Annotated in this window: 19 protein-coding genes and 1 pseudogene; 8 read left to right on the top strand and 12 right to left on the bottom strand. The window is 65.0% G+C overall.

The features are described from left to right. Positions 1-21: 21 nt before the first annotated feature. Positions 22-1,575 (bottom strand): PLP-dependent aminotransferase family protein, encoded by a 1,554-nt coding sequence (locus tag FUT88_RS20710; protein ID WP_147217919.1) that lies wholly within the window; start codon positions 1,573-1,575, stop codon positions 22-24. Positions 1,576-1,710: 135 nt separating this feature from the next. On the opposite strand from FUT88_RS20710, the gene FUT88_RS20705 reads away from it, so the two are divergent. After that, positions 1,711-2,463 carry an SDR family oxidoreductase gene (locus FUT88_RS20705; protein ID WP_147217917.1) on the top strand — a complete coding sequence of 251 codons (753 nt, stop codon included), beginning with the start codon at positions 1,711-1,713 and terminating at the stop codon, positions 2,461-2,463. 19 nt (positions 2,464-2,482) lie between these two features. Beyond that, on the top strand, positions 2,483-2,887 hold the full coding sequence (locus FUT88_RS20700; RefSeq protein ID WP_147217961.1) for a cupin domain-containing protein: 405 nt from the start codon (positions 2,483-2,485) through the stop codon (positions 2,885-2,887). A 39-nt stretch (positions 2,888-2,926) separates the two neighbouring features. On the opposite strand, the gene FUT88_RS20695 is transcribed toward FUT88_RS20700, so the two are convergent. Then, positions 2,927-3,421 (bottom strand): hypothetical protein, encoded by a 495-nt coding sequence (locus tag FUT88_RS20695; protein ID WP_147217916.1) that lies wholly within the window; start codon positions 3,419-3,421, stop codon positions 2,927-2,929. Positions 3,422-3,658: 237 nt separating this feature from the next. Here FUT88_RS20695 and FUT88_RS20690 point away from each other — a divergent pair, with 237 nt between their 5' ends. After that, on the top strand, positions 3,659-4,090 hold the full coding sequence (locus FUT88_RS20690; RefSeq protein WP_147217914.1) for a hypothetical protein: 432 nt from the start codon (positions 3,659-3,661) through the stop codon (positions 4,088-4,090). Between the two features lie 161 nt (positions 4,091-4,251). Here FUT88_RS20690 and mdtD read toward each other — a convergent pair whose 3' ends face one another. Then, complete coding sequence (gene mdtD, locus FUT88_RS20685) at positions 4,252-5,712, bottom strand: multidrug transporter subunit MdtD (protein WP_261797236.1); 1,461 nt, start codon at positions 5,710-5,712, stop codon at positions 4,252-4,254. Between the two features lie 83 nt (positions 5,713-5,795). Here mdtD and FUT88_RS20680 point away from each other — a divergent pair, with 83 nt between their 5' ends. Next, a complete protein-coding gene (locus tag FUT88_RS20680; RefSeq protein WP_147217912.1) occupies positions 5,796-6,653 on the top strand; it encodes a LysR family transcriptional regulator in 858 nt (285 codons plus the stop codon). Between the two features lie 13 nt (positions 6,654-6,666). Here the strand turns inward: FUT88_RS20680 and FUT88_RS20675 are convergent, their stop codons facing one another. Then, complete coding sequence (locus FUT88_RS20675) at positions 6,667-7,851, bottom strand: sensor domain-containing diguanylate cyclase (RefSeq protein ID WP_147217956.1); 1,185 nt, start codon at positions 7,849-7,851, stop codon at positions 6,667-6,669. A 261-nt stretch (positions 7,852-8,112) separates the two neighbouring features. Here FUT88_RS20675 and FUT88_RS20670 point away from each other — a divergent pair, with 261 nt between their 5' ends. Further along, on the top strand, positions 8,113-8,766 hold the full coding sequence (locus tag FUT88_RS20670; RefSeq protein ID WP_147217910.1) for a glutathione S-transferase family protein: 654 nt from the start codon (positions 8,113-8,115) through the stop codon (positions 8,764-8,766). Positions 8,767-8,772: 6 nt separating this feature from the next. On the opposite strand, the gene FUT88_RS20665 is transcribed toward FUT88_RS20670, so the two are convergent. Then, a complete protein-coding gene (locus FUT88_RS20665) occupies positions 8,773-9,696 on the bottom strand; it encodes a recombination-associated protein RdgC (RefSeq protein ID WP_147217908.1) in 924 nt (307 codons plus the stop codon). Positions 9,697-9,889: 193 nt separating this feature from the next. Here FUT88_RS20665 and FUT88_RS20660 point away from each other — a divergent pair, with 193 nt between their 5' ends. Both FUT88_RS20660 and FUT88_RS20655 read left to right on the top strand, forming a co-directional pair. Further along, complete coding sequence (locus FUT88_RS20660; RefSeq protein ID WP_147217906.1) at positions 9,890-10,315, top strand: lipocalin-like domain-containing protein; 426 nt, start codon at positions 9,890-9,892, stop codon at positions 10,313-10,315. A 16-nt stretch (positions 10,316-10,331) separates the two neighbouring features. Then, on the top strand, positions 10,332-10,901 hold the full coding sequence (locus FUT88_RS20655; RefSeq protein ID WP_147217954.1) for a YdeI/OmpD-associated family protein: 570 nt from the start codon (positions 10,332-10,334) through the stop codon (positions 10,899-10,901). A gap of 12 nt (positions 10,902-10,913) precedes the next feature. Here the strand turns inward: FUT88_RS20655 and aroQ are convergent, their stop codons facing one another. The 6 genes from aroQ to FUT88_RS20625 are packed head-to-tail and all read right to left on the bottom strand — an operon-like array spanning position 10,914 to position 15,239. Continuing rightward, positions 10,914-11,357, bottom strand: coding sequence for a type II 3-dehydroquinate dehydratase (gene aroQ / locus FUT88_RS20650; RefSeq protein ID WP_147217904.1), 444 nt, complete (start codon positions 11,355-11,357; stop codon positions 10,914-10,916). 23 nt (positions 11,358-11,380) lie between these two features. Further along, positions 11,381-12,214 carry a shikimate dehydrogenase gene (aroE, locus tag FUT88_RS20645; RefSeq protein ID WP_147217902.1) on the bottom strand — a complete coding sequence of 278 codons (834 nt, stop codon included), beginning with the start codon at positions 12,212-12,214 and terminating at the stop codon, positions 11,381-11,383. Further along, complete coding sequence (locus tag FUT88_RS20640; protein WP_147217901.1) at positions 12,207-13,433, bottom strand: CaiB/BaiF CoA transferase family protein; 1,227 nt, start codon at positions 13,431-13,433, stop codon at positions 12,207-12,209. Before FUT88_RS20640 ends, aroE begins: the two co-directional genes overlap by 8 nt. Beyond that, on the bottom strand, positions 13,433-13,891 hold the full coding sequence (locus FUT88_RS20635) for a MaoC family dehydratase (protein WP_147217952.1): 459 nt from the start codon (positions 13,889-13,891) through the stop codon (positions 13,433-13,435). Before FUT88_RS20635 ends, FUT88_RS20640 begins: the two co-directional genes overlap by 1 nt. An 8-nt stretch (positions 13,892-13,899) precedes the next feature. Continuing rightward, the gene (locus FUT88_RS20630; protein ID WP_147217899.1) at positions 13,900-14,292 is read right to left on the bottom strand and encodes a VOC family protein; all 393 of its coding nucleotides are present in this window, start codon (positions 14,290-14,292) and stop codon (positions 13,900-13,902) included. Further along, positions 14,289-15,239 (bottom strand): ketopantoate reductase family protein, encoded by a 951-nt coding sequence (locus tag FUT88_RS20625; protein ID WP_147217897.1) that lies wholly within the window; start codon positions 15,237-15,239, stop codon positions 14,289-14,291. The genes FUT88_RS20630 and FUT88_RS20625 overlap by 4 nt, the downstream gene beginning before the upstream one ends. 81 nt (positions 15,240-15,320) lie before the next feature. Here FUT88_RS20625 and FUT88_RS20620 point away from each other — a divergent pair, with 81 nt between their 5' ends. Then, positions 15,321-16,241, top strand: a complete 921-nt coding sequence (locus FUT88_RS20620; protein WP_092972112.1) for a LysR family transcriptional regulator — start codon at positions 15,321-15,323, stop codon at positions 16,239-16,241. A 176-nt stretch (positions 16,242-16,417) separates the two neighbouring features. On the opposite strand, the pseudogene FUT88_RS26265 reads toward FUT88_RS20620, so the two are convergent. Then, a pseudogene (locus tag FUT88_RS26265) lies at positions 16,418-17,293 on the bottom strand (hypothetical protein); the annotation flags it as partial.

Raw genomic sequence — 17,293 nt, 5'->3', positions numbered from 1 at the left:
CGGGGCCTCCATCGCCATCGCTCAATGGCCGAGATGCCGCTTGGCCGAGTCAGAACCGGCGCCCCCTGGGGAGGCATCCAGACACGCTCGCAGCGCTCGTGCAAGGCGCCCGGCGTCCTTCGCGTCGGCCACGTTGGCAAAGCCCATGACCAAGCCGCGCGGCGTGTGCCGCAAACGCGCATTGGCGTACCACCACGACAGCGCGCCAACGGCGAGCCCCGCGTCGCGAGCGCGCATGGCAACAGCAACGTCGTCGACCGGACCATCGGGACCGACGGTGAAGCGCACTGGAAACTGGATGCCGCCGTGAGGCATGTCGACGATCATCCGGTCGCCAAACGCCTGCTTCAACGCGTCGGCAATCAGCGTGCGCCGCTCTCCGTACAGCGTCCGCATGCGCTTGATGTGCCTGGCGAAATGCCCCTGCTCGATGAAGTCGGCCAGGGCGGCCTGCAGCAACGCGGGGGATCCGGCATTCATGCTGCCGGCCACGCGCTGGACGCGTTCAACGGCGCGCTCGGGCACCACGGCGTAGGCCAGCCGCAAGCCGGGAAACATCACCTTGCTGAACGTGCCGCAGTAGATCACGCGGTCACTCTTGTCGAGGCTCTTGAGTGCCGGCAAGGGGCGACCGACGTAGCGGAATTCGCTGTCGTAATCGTCTTCGATGATCCAGCGCGATGCCTTCTCGGCCCAATCCAGCAACGCCATGCGGCGCGCAAGCGACAGCGTGTAGCCGAGCGGCGCCTGATGCGACGGTGTGACCAGCGCAAAGCGCGCCTGCGGGTCAAGCTCCATGCCGCGCGCGACATCGATGCCGTCTTCATCCACGGGCACCGGAACGAGCTGCACGCCCGTTTCGGACAGAAAGCCGCGCGCAAGGAGGTAGCCGGGGTCTTCAAACCACATGCGGTCGTTCGGGCTCGCCAGGCTGCGCAAGACAAGCTCGAGCGTTGCACGGTAGCCGCTGGTCACGAACACCTGTTCCGGCAAGCACGTGACGCCGCGCGACAGGCCGAGATACGTGGCGATGTGTTCGCGCAGCGCCGGATAGCCCATGGGATTCGGGTAGGCAAGCATCGCGCGGTCGCCGCTGCGCGCACGGCGTGACACCAGCCGGTTCCAGAGCTTGCGCGGAAACATGTCGAGCGCGGGCAGCCCCGGTTGCAGCGGCCTGGGCTCGCCGCTCATGTCGACGGCAATGGGGAGTTCGCGCCGCATCGGCTGGCTGCCCTGCGGGGCGCTCTCCGCCCTCGGCGCGCCTGGTCGGTCTTGCCCGCCTTTCGCACGTTGCGCGCGCGTGGCGGCTTCCGGCAGCGACGGCGACACGAAGGTCCCCGCCGCCCCGCGCATGAGCAGATACCCTTCGCCCACAAGGATCGTGTAAGCCAGTTCCACCGTGCCTCGCGCGGTATTCAACTGCATGGCAAGGCCGCGCAACGCGGGCACGCGATCGCCAGGGCGCAAGTGCCCCGCCGCGATGGCGGTACGAAACCGTTCGCAGATCTGCAGATAGATCGGCACCGGTTTCCGTCGGTCAATCTCGATGCTCAGGGCGGGCGTTTTTACGGTCATGGCAATCTTTCCGGCAACTGAACTTGGCCTAGTCAAATCGATATTTCTTGGCCCTTACTCATGGGGCATGATTCTTCCACACTGTCTCCATCCAAGCGCTATGCGCATTCATCCACGTCCTCAGGAGACTCTGTCATGAAGATTGTCGTTATCGGTGGTTCGGGCCTGATCGGCTCGCGTCTTGTCAAGCGGCTTGCCGAAGCCGGCCATACGGCGGTTGCCGCCTCCCCGCGCACCGGGGTCAACACCATCACGGGCGAAGGCCTGAGCAACGCGCTGGTCGACGCAGACGTGGTCGTGGACGTCACCAACCCGCCGTCATGGGAGCCGCAGGCGGTGCTCGATTTCTTCCGCACCTCCGCTCGCAACCTTGGCAAGGCAGAACTGGCCGCCGGCGTGCGCCACCACGTGACTCTGTCGATTGTCGGCACCGATCGCATGCCCGAAAACCCGTACTTCGTCGCCAAGGTCGCGCAGGAAGAAGCGGTGGAAGCGTCCGGCGTGCCGTACACCATCGTGCGTGCCACGCAGTTCATGGAGTTCATCGGCGGCATTGCGGATCTCAGCACCAACGACGGCACGGTACGCATCGGCGACGGCCTGTTCCAGCCGATTGCCGTGGACGACGTCGTGGCCATCCTCGCGGAGGTTGTCGTGGGCGCCCCGCTGAACAGCACCATCGACATTGCCGGCCCCGACCGCGCACCCTTCGCGGAAACCGTCGCGCGCTATCTGAAGTCGGTCGGCGATGCACGCCCCGTCGTGAAAGACCGGAACGCGCGATACGTCGGCGGGCAGGTCGAGGAACTGTCGCTCGTGCCACTGGGCGAGGCACGCATCGGCCAACTCGGTTTCCAGCAATGGCTGGCCCGGAATCACGCGGAGTAACGCCATGCCGTTCAAAGCCATGAAAACCGTCGTGTCGTGTGCGGCAACGTTGATGCTGCCGCTCCTGCTGGCTGTGGCGCCGGCGATGGCCGCACCGCAGGCGAGCGTCACGCCGTTGCGCACCGATACGCTGCCCGAATACCCGGGCAAGGAAGTGGAGATGATTGTGGTGGACTACCCGCCGGGCGCGGTCGACCCCGTGCATCGCCACGACGCCCACGCGTTTGTCTACGTGCTGGAGGGCAGCATCGTCATGGGCGTCAAGGGCGGCAAGGAGGCCACGCTCAAGCCAGGCGATACGTTCCATGAAGGCCCCAACGACATCCACACCGTGGGGCGCAACGCCAGCGCGACGCAGCCGGCCAAGTTCGTGGTGCTGCTCATCAAGAACAAGGGCGCGCCGATCTTGACGCCTGTGAAGTAACGGGAAGCGTGTGCGGGCCCCGGCAACACCGCCGCCCCGCTACGCGGCCCGCAGCAGGAACTGCAGCCGCGTCAGGAAATCCTCGAAACTGGCCCGGTCTTCAAAGAGCCGTTCCGAGACCTGCGTTTTGGCATCGCCGCTGACGATGGTCAGGATGCGGGACGATTTCACGGTCTGCATCGTCATGCCGGCGATGTCGCGCAACGGCACAACGGTTTTCTCCGACGTGGAATACCGCACCGGAATGGCGACGTCGCTGGACGAAAGCGTGATGCACCGCTCCTTCGCGAGCGCAAGCCGCATGCTGGCAAACCCCGGCGCCACAAAGCCCAGCGAGACCAAGGCGATCAACCACCAGAAAACCCCTGCGCCGTCCAGATCAGGGGCGATCAGGCCATCGAGAATCCAGCCCGCGCCGTTGTCCACGGCAAGATAGCCGGCAAACACCGCGCAGAAGAGGAAGAACCCCGTGCCCAGCAATGCGCTTTCGAAGGTGGGCCGGTAGCGGTAGTCGATCGTTCTCTGCGGGTTCACGCTGCGCCTCCTGTGCAGTGCTCGCCAAATGATACAGATCAGTATCTTTTGGCGTCAATCGCATGGCCGCTCCGCACCTGCGCTCGTGCCGTCAGGACTGCCGGAGGCCTGAGGACCGGGCATCACCCCTGCGTGATATGAAGCCCTATGGTACGGTTGTTCGAATGAACGCCATGACCCGCCATCCGCTGCCGGTACACGGCGGCACAGCGTTGCCGCCAGGGAGCGTCACGCACCATGAGTGATGCGAAACACGATCCGCGCCGCCAGATCCACGCCGAGAAAGTCGCCGTCAGCCGCGCCTTGAGGCTCAGCGTGCCGGCAGAGGCACGGCCCGCGCCGGTGAGCCGAAAAGAGTGGCTCCGGCAACGGAAGGAACAACTGCAGGCTGCCCGCGTTGCCGCCAAACAGCGACGTGATCTGCTCAAGGCAGAAATCCTCTCGGCCGCACAGGAAGTCGCCCGCGAGGAGCGCGTTGCGGCACGGCGCGAAGCAGAACGCGTCAAGGCGGAAGCCAAGTCCGCCACCGTGCATGCCAAGGAAGATGCACGTGCGGCCGCCAAATTCGAGCGCAGCAAGCCCGCCCGCCCCGCGTCGAAGCGCAAGACGCTGGGACCAGGAAAACGCAAATTGGTCTCTTACGCAGATCTCCTGCGCATGCGCGGATGACCTGCCAGCCCTTTTGCGGGGCATTTAGTCAAAACATAACCCGCACGTCGCAGCACGTCCGCTGTGCAACCGACCTCTTTTACGTCTGACGACTTGCGCCGTACCGCGCGCTCGGCTCGTCCCGTTGCCTCTTGGCAACTCGGATGCAGCGCCTGCAATCGTTAGCGCGCCTGTACTGCCTCGGCCTCCACGTTTTCGGTACGAGACGGTTTGGGCCGCGCATCCAGCCGGCGGAAGATGAACGCAGAAAGTACGGTCACCACGCCCATGGTGAAGAATGCCAGCCGATACGCCGGCGCTGCCACGCCAAGCTTGACCGAGAACAGGCTGACCAGCCCGCCCCCAATCGATACGCCCAGGCCGATGGCGAGCATCTGCACCATCGAGAACAAACTGTTGCCGCTGCCGGCATCCTGGTGCGACAGGCCTTTGAGCGTGATGCTGTTCATGGCCGCGAACTGCATCGAATTCGCCCACCCGAACACCGACAGTTGCACGATCGACAGCGCCAGCGGCCAGCCCGGCGACATGGCCGCAAACGAGGCGATCGAGATGCCAACCACCCACGTGTTGACCTGCAGGAACACGTCATATCCAAAGCGGTTCACGAGGGGAACGACCCAGCGCTTGGCGAGCATGCCGGCAATAGCAATCGGCAATAGCAGCAACCCCGAATGGAACGGCGAATAGCCAAGCTGCAACTGGAACAGCAGCGGCAGCAGGAAGGGCACGGCGCCCGAGCCAATGCGGCAGAACAGGTTGCCGACGAGCCCAACGCTGAAATTCGGTTCACGAAACAGCGCAAGCTGGAACAGCGGCGCCGCCCGCCGCCTCGCGTGCGGAATATAGAGCAGCGCGCTGACCACGCTCACGGCGATCAGCACCGCGCTCCACGGGCTCTGCGCGCCGTTTTCGAGCGCCAGCGAGAACGCCACCATGCACAGCGACAGCAGCCCGCAGCCAAGCCAGTCGAATGGCGCCACGGCGCGCACGGCGTCGTGCGGCAGATAGCGCCGTACCGCAAACAACCCTACGAAACCCACCGGCACGTTGATCAGGAAAATCCAGTGCCACGAAACATCCTGTACAAGCCAGCCGCCGAGGGCCGGCCCCAGGAGTGGCCCCACCTGCCCCGCCACCGACACGAAGGCCAATGCGGCGATGTACTGCTCGCCCGGAATATTGCGCAACACGGCGAGCCGGCCGATCGGTAACAGCATGGAGCCACCAACGCCCTGCAGCACGCGTGCGATCACCAGTTGCGGCAGCGTATGCGCCGTCGCGCAGAACACCGAGCCGAGAACAAAAATCAGGATCGCGGTGAAATACACGCGCCGCGTGCCGAACTTGTCCGCCAGCCATCCTGACGCTGGCGTCAGCATCGCCATGGTGAGCGTGTAAGCCACCACCACCGATTTCAGGTCGAGCGGCTTTTCGCCGAGGCTGCGCGCCATCGACGGCAGCGCGGTATTGACGATGGTTGTGTCCAGCGCCTGCATGAAAAAGCCGGCGAAGACGATCCACAGCATGGCCTTCTGGGAAGTGCTCTCTGGAGTGGCGGAAGTTGAGGCGGTCTGCATGTGAATCCTGGAATGCCTGTCCGGAAAGGGCCGGACATCCACCCGCAATGCTACCGACGAGCGGCCAATCGGGAACCCCTCTAGAGACGTTGACTGTTATCGGAAACTCCGATGACAATGCGCGCATGCTCAATCCCGTCTGGATCCAAACCTTCGCCACCGTGGCCGCGGCTCATAGCTTTACCGAGGCCGGGCGCCAGCTCGACCTGTCGCAATCGTCGGTCAGCGATCACATCCGCCGTCTGGAACACAGCGTCAACCGGCGGCTGTTTGTGCGCGATACCCATTCGGTGTCGCTCACGCCGGACGGCGAGGCGCTGCTCGTTCACGCGAAGCTGATCCTCGAATCCCTGGCGCGCGCCGAGCTGCAGTTCAGTGCGCCGCGATTGCAGGGACGTGTCCGGCTCGGTTCGTCGGAAGACCTCGCGCAGGGGCCGCTGCCCAATCTGCTGGCAGCGTTTCGGGCGACGCATCCGGATGTCGAACTCGAGATCACGATGGGCATGACCAGCAAGTTGTACGAAGGCATCGAAGACGGCTCGCTGGACCTGATTGTCGGCAAGCGCCGCGAAGGCGGGCGACGCGGTGTGCCGCTGTTCCGCGGGCAGCTCGAATGGCTGGCCCGGCCCGGCACCGTGGTCGACGTGAGTCAGCCGCTGCCGCTGATCCTCGTCAACGAGCCGAGCGTGACGCGCTCGATCGTGCTGGACACGCTGGCCGCAGCGGGCTGGCTGTGGCGCATCGTCTGCACCAGCAGCAGTCATTCCGGATGTATTGCCGCGGCGCGCGGCGGGTTGGGGATTACCGTCCGTGCGCAGAATCTGGCTGGCGGCGGGCTCGTGCCGCCAGTCAATGGCGATGTCTTGCCGCCGCTGCCCGCTATCGAATTCATCACGTTGGCTGCGCGGCGCCTGAGCAAGCCCGCGGAGACGCTGTTGCAGCTCATCCGCAAGAGCGATCTGCGCGCCGGGCGAGCGGACTAAGCAACGTCGTCCGTTACGAAAGCACAGCCGCGTCGACCTCTCCGGCCGTCTGCGCCACTTCAAGCCGATTGCCGCCCAGCGATTTGGCGCGGTACAGCGCCTTGTCTGCCGCCGCCAAGGCATCGGCGAGCGACGGCGCGGCGGCGTCGAACTGGGCCATGCCGATGCTGACTGTGGCCAGAATCCCGGCGCTGTCGCTGCGGCGTTGAACCGCCTCGGCAAAGCACTTGGCCACGGCCTCGCCCCGGGCTCTGGCATGGCCTGCGTCATCGCCCAACAGCAACGCCGCGAATTCCTCGCCGCCAATGCGCGCAAGCACCACGTCGGGGCCGAGCACGCCCTGCGCGATTTCGGCAAACACCTTGAGGACAGTGTCGCCGGCCTGGTGTCCGTAGCGATCGTTGATGGCCTTGAACCGGTCGAGGTCGAACACGAGCGTGGCGACTGGGAGGTTGCTGCCGATACCGTCAATCAGGCGTGCGCCCTGCTCGAAGAACCAGCGGCGATTGCCAAGACGGGTCAGGTAGTCCGTCTGGGATTCGGTCAGAAGCTGGCCGTGAGCCTCGTCGCGAATGAGCTTCAGCAGCGTCATTGGCAGGACCATCGCGTACAAGACGCCTTCGATCATCGTCAACTTGCTGGCCGCCGATTGGATGGCCGGCCCATATGCCGCGACGAGCCAGGGCAATGCAAGCCCGCGGGCCAGGTAAAGCGCGGCATGCAACGTCGTCACCACCACCACGAGTTGCCGCGGGCGCAGCGGCATCATCGCGTCGCATCGCCACATTTCGCGGGCCGTCATCGCGCTGACCAACGCGATCGGAATCGCGCTGACGTAGTTCCAGAGCAGGTCTTGCCTCTGCGCGCCCCACATCGCCCAAATCAAGGCCATACCGATGAGCACGCCCGCTGCTGCGCCACGATACTGGCGCCCATTCAGCGCAGCAACGCCGGACAGCACCAGCAGATAGCCGCACAGCATGATGAGGTTGCAGAGTGCCGCGCCCATCGCGCCGGGCACAGCATGGCGGAACAGCACGGCCGTGCAGCCGAGCGCGAGCGTCGCAAACCCGGCCGCCAGCAGGCGCAACGCCTTGCTGCGCCGGGGATTGGTCCGATGCTCCCAGAACAGCATTCCGGCGCTGGCGAGCAAGATCCCGACGGCAAGGAGGTAAAGGGTAAGAAGATCGACGTGCATCCGGATATCAAAACAGGGCGCCGAGCATGGCAGCGCGCTTGCGGATTTTACGTGGGAAAGCCGCTGCCTATCGGGCCCTGCAGCCCCCTCCCTAGGGGGTGATCGCGCTACCATGCGCCTTCTTGGTGCGCTCCGCGGCAAGGCGTTCTTGATAGCCCTGCCGTGGCGACGGCAACGTGGTATCGCCGCACCCTGGACTCCAAACAAGCGCAGGCACCACCGTTTTTGGGGGTGGCGCCGGCCACACATCGGAGCGCATGCATGATCCCCACCATTACCGCCTTTGAACGCTCCCCCGATGGCGGCAAAGGACTGGCGCGCGACACGCGCGTTCGCTGGGCGCTGGAAGAAGCCGGCCAGCCCTACAACGTCCGGCTGGTCTCATTTCAGGCGATGAAAGAGCCTGCGCACCTGCGCCTGCATCCGTTCGGCCAGATTCCCACCTACGAGGAAGGCGACCTGGCACTGTTCGAGACCGGCGCGATCGTGTTCCATATCGCCCAGCGGCACCCGGCTCTATTACCAGACGACGGCCATGCCCGGGCACGGGCGATCACGTGGATGTTTGCGGCCCTCAGCACCGTCGAGCCGCCGATTCTTGAGCTGGTCACGGCCAAGTTCCAGGAGGGCGACAAGCCCTGGACTCCCGAGCGCCTGCCGCTGGTCATGGACCGCATCCGCCGTCGGCTGGATCAGCTGTCTGCGCGGCTGGGCGATGCCGATTGGCTCGATGGCGCATTCAGCGCGGGGGACTTGTTGATGGTGTCGGTGCTGCTCCGGCTGAGGCCATCGGGCCTTCTGGACGAATTCCAGAGCCTCGCCGCCTATGTCGCACGTGGTGAAGCCCGCCCTGCATACAAGCGCGCTTTCGAGGCGCAACTGGCGGTGTTCACGGGGCAACCGCCAGCCGGCTGACGAAGCTCAGGCCGCCTTGGCCTGTTGCACGGCGTCGAGCTGATCGCCGCCCAGGCTGTCGACCAGGTCGCTCAGCATCCGCGCCAACTCGCCCGTCATGAGCGCGACATCGGAGTCGAAACGTTCGTCGTCGTTCTGTGCGGTGGGGTCTTCGGCTTCCTTGATCACGTCGAGCGGCGTCACGCGCTTGATCAGTAGTGACGGCGTGAGCACGAAGGAGACGCGGTCGTCCCACGTCATGGCGAGCCGCATGCACTGCTTGCCGGCTTCGATGTGACGGCGCATGTCTTCTGCTTCCAGCGCATGGCCGACGTATCGCACCGTGGCGCCGCCCTCGCCCGTCGAGCGCAACTCGGCGTCCTGGTCGACGGTAAAGCCGCCAGGCGCCTCGCCGGACAGCAGCCACTCCGTCATTGCGGCCACCGGCGAATGCGCCACGTGCACATTGGTAAGCGGCAACTGGTCGATCGACTTCACGAGCAGGCCGCGCACGTCGTCGGCCACCGCCTGCGAAGCCGCATCGATCACGAGCCACCCGTTTGCCGTATCGATCCACACCCGCGTATCGCGCCGAATGCTGAAGGCGCGCGGCAGCAGTTCGTCGGTCACCTGCTCCTTGAGTTCGCGCAGTTGCTTTCGGCCGGGCTTGAAACCCTGCTGTTCTTCCAGCTCTACCGCCCGGGCCTTGGTCACCTGGTTGATGACGGACGCCGGCAGCAGCTTCTTTTCAGCGCGAAAGGTCAGCAGCATCTGCCCATTGTTTGCATACACGAGCGCGCCATCCTCGCGCGGCGATGCCCAGCCGGAGGTCTGTTTCTCTACGCTGTTGCCCGGTTGAAACGCGTGGGGTGCCAGCCACTTTTCAAGCTGGTCGGGGGTCACTGCCCAAGGCGCCGGCAGACGATGAAGCTGAAGGTTTTTGAACCACATGGGAGTACGGGCAAAGTCCGCGATTCTAAAGGATGGCGCGCCCCTCCCCCCGATGGTCGATGTCCGATGTCCGGCGCGGCGCGGCGCGTGCAGGCGTTCGGATGGCGCTGCTACTAATATGCAAATCCCGACGCTGGCAAAGCCCGAGTCAACCCCGGGGCGAGCTGTTCAACGGACGACGACAGGACACGATATGCCTGAACACGACACAAAGCTGCACGGCAGTTGGCGGCTGGTCTCTTTCGAGACCGAGCTTCAAGACACAAAGGAGCGCTCGCAGCCCTGGGGCGCGGAGCCCAAGGGTTCATTGGTCTTCGGCGCTGACGGCCGCATGATGGTGCTTCTCACCGCAAAGGTGCGCGAGCCGGGAAATACAGACGAGAAGCTGGCGGCGCTGTTCCGCACGATCGTGGCTTACACCGGGCGGTATCGGGTCGAGGGCGATCGCTTCATCACGAAGGTCGACGCGTGCTGGAATGAAGCCTGGAACGGCACGGAGCAAGAACGCTTCTATACGCTGGACGGAGACACGCTGGAAGTGAGGACGGCCTGGATGCCGAATCCACTGGTGTCTGAAAATGCAATGGGCAGAGGTGTGCTCGGTTTCAGGCGCGAATGACGCTAGCGACAAACCAATGGCGGATCCAACACTTTCCTTCACCAACCAGGAAGCCTGGGAGGCCTGGCTGGAAACCCACGCAGAGGCAGCGGCCGGCGTCTGGCTCCGCATCGCAAAGCGATCGGCCGAGCAATCCACCGTGTCATACGCAGAGGCCGTTGAAAGCGCCCTCTGCTACGGATGGATTGATGGGCAAAAGCAGGCGGAGAGCGAGCACTACTGGCTGCAGCGGTTCACGCCCCGGACGGCCAAGAGCATCTGGTCGAAGATCAACACCGCCAAGGCCGAAGCGTTGATTGCCGCCGGGAGAATGCGCCCCGCCGGCCTTCGCGCCATCGATCTGGCCAAGCAGGACGGCCGCTGGGAGGCTGCCTATTCGTCTCCCAGTGCATCCACGGTGCCCGATGATCTGCAGCAGGCTCTCGACGCCAACCCGAAGGCCAAGCGATTCTTCGCCACGCTAAATGGCCAGAACCGGTACGCGATTCTGTTCAGGATCCAGAACGTGAAAAAGGCCGAAACGCGCGCAAAGAAGATCGCTCAATTCGTCGACATGCTGAACAAGGGCGAGACGCTTCATCCATAGCATTGGCCGAGGCTAAGCTGGATCGATTGCCGAGACCGCCGCGCGCAGCGCCAAGAGGTAGCTCTGCACGCCAAACCCGCAGATCTGCCCGCTCACGATGTCGGCAAACACGGAGTGATGCCGGAACGGCTCGCGTGCGTGGATATTGGACATATGCAATTCCACGACCGGACAGGTCAGGATCGCCAGCGCATCGCGAATGCCGTAGCTGTAATGCGTCCACGCGCCGGCGTTGATCAGCACGGCGTCCTGGCCGTCTTCGAACGCACGGTGAATGCGCTCGCACATCGCCCCTTCGCTGTTCGTCTGGAACGACTCCACCTGCACGCCAAGTTCGGCGCCCAACGCCTGCAACCTTGCGTCGATCTCGGCCAGCGTGATCGTTCCGTACTGCACGGGGTCGCGCTTGCCGAACATGTTGTGATTGATGCCGTGCAGCATCAGGACGCGCTTCATTCGGGCCTCCGTGGTCGATTCACTCAATCAAGCGGCACGGTCAGCCGATCGATCACCGGACGCGTGTCCGGACGCACGCCGCGCCACCACGCAAACGCCTCAGCGGCCTGTTCGACCAGCATGCCGACACCGTCGGCGAGATTGCGCACACCCGCGTTGCGGGCAAGCCACAGGAACGGCGTCAGGCGCTTGCCATACGCCAGTTCATAGGCCATCCCGTCGGGGCGAAAGATGCTCGGCGGAACGGGCGGCAGATCCCCCGTGAGACTGGCCGAGGTGGCATTGACCACCAGATCGAAGCGGCCCATTGCCTCCAGGTCGGCATATCCGCAGGCGACGACCGCGCCGCGCCCGGCGACCTGCGCGGCCAGCGCCTGCGCTTTTGCGACATCGCGGTTTGCGATCACCAACTCTGCCGGCTTGGCCTCCAGGAACGGCAGCAGAGCCCCGCGCGCCGCACCGCCGGCCCCGAGCATCAGCACGCGCTTGCCTGCCATCGGCAGCCCCAGGTTGATCTCGATGTCGCGAACGAGCCCAATGCCGTCGAAGTTGTCGGCGAGGATGCGGCCACCTTCAAACTTCATTGCGTTGACAGCACCGGCCAACGCTGCGCGCTCACTGCGCTCATCGGCCATTGCAAACGCCTTGAGCTTGAACGGCGCCGTCACGTTCATGCCTTTGCCACCGCCCGCGGCGAACGTGCGCACAACATCGGCAAACGCGGTATCCGGCTCAACCGGGCCCTCGATGGCCGTGTATTCCATGTCTTGCTGTGCCTCTTGCGCAAAAAGGCCGTGAATGAGCGGCGACTTGGTGTGTGAGATCGGGTTGCCGATCACCGCATAGTGGTCAGTCATCATTGACTCGCTTCGAATAGAGAACGCCTTCGGCCTGCATCGCGCGGATCTCGTCTGCGTTGAAACCCAGGTCGCGCGCCACTTCGGCGTTGTGCTGGCCCAGGTCGGGCGCCACGTCGCGCACGGTGGTATCGCAGTCGGAGAACTTGAACGGCAGGTTGGGCAGGCGCAACGTGCCGTAGCGTGGGTGCTGTTGCTCGACCACCATCCCGCGCGCCTGAATTTGCGGATCGGCCAGCACCTCGTCGATGCGCTGCACCTTGGCGCACGGCACATCGATGCCATCCAGCAGTTCCAGCACCGATGCCACGGAACGTGCTGCCACCCAGGGCTCCACCACAGAAAGGATTTCGGCGCGGTGCGCGTTGCGCCCGGTGCCCGCATGAAACCGCGTGTCGGCGCCAAAGCCCGCCGGGCCGCCATGCGCTTCGACCAGTGCAGCGAAGCGCTTCCACGCGTCGTCCACCTGCGCGGCGATCACGAGGTCACCGTCCGCCGCGCGGAACACGCCGTAGAGCGTCGAGGTCGGCATGTCATGGCCGGTCTGCTCGGGCAGCACGCCCTGCAGGGTGTAGCACTGCACGGCGTATTCATGCATCGACACCAGCGTGTCGTACAGCGCCATGTCGATGTGCTGTCCGCGCTGGCTCTTCACGCGCCCCAGCAAGGCCGCGTTGATGGCGGCAACGGCGTGGATGCCCGTGTACATGTCACCGAGCGAGATGCGCAACAGCGGCGGCCGCTCGCCGGGCGTGCCGACCATCTGCATGATGCCGCTCTTGGCTTCGGCAATCAGCCCGAAACCGGCGCGATGCGCGTCTGGCCCGGTATGCCCGTAGGCCGAGATCGAGCAATAGACCAGGCCCGGATTGCGCGCCGACAGCTCGGCATAGCCCAGCCCGAGCTTGTCCAGCGCGCCGGGTCGGTAGTTCTCGATGAACACGTCTGCGGAATCGCACAAGCGCTGCATGAATGCCTTGCCGCGCGGGTCTTTCATGTTGACGCTCACGCCGCGCTTGCCCATGTTGAGCTGCAGGAAATAGCCGCTTTGCTGGTCGTCGAGCACGGTGGCGTGCTGGCGCCCGGCGTCGCCGGTGCCGGGGCGCTCGACCTTGATCACTTCAGCGCCGAGCGCAGCCAGGCATCGGCCGACGTAGGGGCCGGCAAGAAAGTGGCTGTAGTCGACAACGCGAATACCTTCCAGAGGACGGGCCTGCATCAGAACGCTCCCGGCCGGCGCGGCACCATCAGGCGATGCTCGCCGCGTTGGACCACCTGACCGTCCTGGTTGATCAGCTCCGATGGCAGCACAACGATGCCCCAGCCCGGACGGCTCTTGCTTGCCCGCATCTCGCCCACGCGGAACTTCACGTGCAGCACGTCGTTCACCTTGATCGGCAGCAGAAAATCCCACGTCCAGCCGAGCGACATGCCGGGCAGGAAACGGTAGTCGCTCTGCGTTTTCAGGCCGTCGGCAATCGACAGTCCGAACAAGCCATGCGCGACGATGCAGCCGAAGTGGCTGGCATTGGCATAGGCCTCATCCACGTGCACGGGGGTGTGGTCTCCCGTGAGGTCTGCGTACGCGAGGATGCGTTCCTTCGTGACGGTGTAACTGGGGCTCACACACGTGTCGCCCTCGTGGGCGTCGTCCCAATATTTTTCGACGATGGTCATGGTCATGTTCATGCCTGTGCGCGTGGGTTGATGGCCAGCGCCTGCGCCACGCAAGACGCCGGCTTGGCCTGGATGAGTTCGACCGCCAGACCGTCCGGCAAGCGCAGCCAGTTGCGGCCCTGCGGCATTTCGGTCACGCCGAAACCCTGTGCCAGCGCCAGCGCCGCTTCAAGGTCTTCGCACATCACGCCGAGGTGAGCCAGCCGCCCTTCGGGGCCTTCAAACTCCGGGGTGTGGATGAACTGCAGACCGCCGAGGGTCCAGTACTGCCGAGGCGCTTCTCGCGTGCCGTCGATCTCGCGCAGGGTCATGCCCAGCACGTCTTCGAAGAAGCGGATGTGCCACTGGATGTCCTTCACCCAGATGGCAACGTGTTCCAGATAGGTCTTGGGGGCGCTCATGCGGCGGTCTCCTCGCGTTGGCGGTCAGCCATCGCGCGCTCGATGCCCTTGATGCAAGCGACCAGCGTGGCATTGACCGGTGTCGGCACGCCGTACTGCTGCCCATAGCGCACGACCGAACCGTTGATGAAATCGATCTCGGTGATCGACCCTTTCTCCAGGCTTTGCAGCATCGATGTCTTGAACGCCGCGGGAAGGCCCTCGGCGGCAAGCGTCCAGGCCTGCTCCGGATCGGTCATCGATAACTTCACGCCTGCGGCCTGCGCCGCCGCGATGGCCTCGGCCACTGCCGCAAGCGAGGTGGCCTTGAGCAGCGCATCTTCGTAGAGCTGACCGTAGGTCAGTCGAGTGATGCCGGTCAGCGCGCCCGTGGCAACGTTCACGAGCAACTTGTCCCACATCGTGCCGACAATGTTTTCGCTGACGGTGGTTACCAGCCCTGCTGCGTTGAATGCGTCCGCAATGGCCTGCGCACGCGGTGTCACGCGGCCGTCGAGTTCACCGATGTACGTTGCCTTGCCCACCACGCCGGACTGAATGTGCCCCGGGCCGCGCAACACGCCGCCCACGTAGGTCTTGCCCGCCAGCACCCGTTCGCGGCCCACGATGTCCGCCAGGATCGCTTCGTGCCCCAGGCCGTTCTGCAACGACAGCACCAGCGTATCGGGCCCGACCAGAGCGGCCGCGCCGCGCATGGCCGCATCGGTCTGGAAGGACTTGACGAGCACGATGACCAATTCCGCTACGCCAACTTCCGCAGCCTGCGTCGCTGCCAACACCGGGATGCGGCGCGTGCCCTGCGCGTCGTCAACTCGCAGGCCCTCGCCGCGCATGGCGTTGACGTGCGCCGGTGAACGGCTGATCAGCCAGGTCTCATGCCCCCCTTCCGTGAGCGCGGCACCGATGGCGCAGCCCAGTGCGCCGGCGCCCAGAATCGCAATCTTCAATGGCGTCTCCTTGTCGTGTGGTTGCACGATAGGAGGCGGCACTTATACTGACAATACAATGATCAAAATACCGTTATTGCCATGGACAATAGTGCCGCGTCGCTGGCCGATCTGCCCGACTTGAAGCTGCTGCAGCTGTTCGACCTGCTCTACGACGTGCGCAACGTCAGCCGGGTCGCCGAGCAGCTCGGGCAGAGCCAGCCGACCGTCAGCATCTGGCTCGGCCGCCTGCGGGATTACGTACGCGACCCGCTCTTCATCCGCACACCGGGCGGCATGGCACCCACGCCGCAGGCCGACGCCCTGATCGGGCCGTGCCGGGAGATTCTCGAATCGTTGAGGCGTTTTACTGCGTGGGAAATTGCGTTCGACCCCGCAACCGCGCAGCGGCGCTTTCGCATCTGCATGACCGATGCGAGCCACATCACGCTGCTGCCGCGTCTCCTGGCGCACGTTCGCGCCCAGGCACCCGGTGTCCGGCTGGAGGCTGCCCGGATTGACGGCAATACGGAACGCACGCTCGAATCCGGCGAGGCCGACCTGGCAATCGGCTACGTGCCGTGGCTGAGCGGCAGCATTTATCAGCAGCAGTTGTACGAGCAGGATTGGGTATGCCTGGCCAACCGCCATCACCCGAGAATCCGCACCCGGTTTGGCGTGAAGCAGTACTGCGCAGAGGGGCACATCGCCGTCACCGCAGGCACGGGGGCGCAGCTTCTTCAGCAGGCGCTGACGCGCGAGCGCATCGAGCGCCAAGTCGTGCTGGAACTGCCGGGGTTCCTCGGGCTGGGCGCGATTGTGCAAACGACGGACTTGATTACCACGCTGCCCCGCCACATTGGCGAGACGCTCGCACAGGCCAATGATCTGGCCGTTCGCGCGTGTCCATTTCCGGTGGAGGGCTTTGCCGTGCGGCAGCACTGGCATGCGCGGTATCACCACGAAGCCGGCAACCGTTGGCTGCGCGGCGTGGTCAGTCAGCTCTTTGGGGGATCGCGCTAGCCGAGGACGACGTTCGAGATATCCCGCGCCCAGCACCGAGTCAGACCCGGCACAAACCCATCACAGCCCATGCCGCGCCCGGTATGCGGCTTCCGCGCCCGCATGGTCCGGGCTTTCGCTGAAGTACTTCGCGCGCTCATCTTCCTCGTGGTGAATCGACTGCAGCTCGCTCGCGGTCAACTGGCGAGCGCCGGGCGCGCCGCGCGCCTGAGCCCAACAGCAGCCGGAGCGGGTTGGCGGGCCTCATGGTCTGCGTAGGCCTGCTGATAGTTCGGCCTTTCGTTGTGGTAGCGGGCACGCTCGTCTTCGTCGTGCGCAATCTGGGCGCGCTGCGCATGGTCGAGCGTGGACGGAGCAACGCGCTGCATGCGCGGCGGTGCGGACTGCGCGCGGCGTTCCGGCGCCTGATTGTGGCGCGCGAGATAGCTGTCGAAGTTCGCACGGGCGCCACTGTAATCGGGATGCGTGTGGCCATGGTAAGCAGCCTCTTCCTCCGCCTCACGCTCGAAGTCGGCCAGCGTCCGCATCGGGGCGGTGTACTCATGTGCGGGCGTGGCTGGTGCGCTGGCCGGCCGGCCAGCCTGCGGCCCTCGCGCGGGCATCCCGTGCGCCTGCGTGGCCGGACGCCGCCGCTGGCTGGCGAACTCCTCAAGGTCCTTAAAGCTCAGCTTGGTCGGTGCGGCGGCCGGGCGCTGCGGCGTTGCGGCAGGCATCCGTGCAGTCGATACGCGCGGTGCCGGCGAAGACGTTCCCCTCGGCGGCCCCGCGTGCACGGCGGCCGGCTTGAGCGAGGCAACGAAGTGATCCAGGTTGAGATTGCGCGCATGATTGTCCTTGATACTCAGGATGACCTGCATCTGCTGGAGCAGCTTGACGGATTGCGCGGGCGGCAAATGTGCAACGTGCCGATCGAGCGTTTCCATGGCCTCGATCGGTTTGCGCCAGGCCTGCTTGCCGTGCTCGGTTGGCAAATGCTCGATCTGGCTCAATACGCGCGCGCGATGATGCTGGACCGAGGTGTTGCCACCCGACACGCCATGGCCTGGCGTGCG

Origin of the sequence: Ralstonia sp. TCR112 (genome assembly GCF_007997035.1) — a bacterium.
Taxonomy (GTDB): Bacteria; Pseudomonadota; Gammaproteobacteria; order Burkholderiales; family Burkholderiaceae; genus Ralstonia; species Ralstonia edaphi.
The sequence above is the reverse complement of the archived record's forward strand: the minus strand, read 5'-3'. Positions and strand labels throughout refer to the sequence as shown.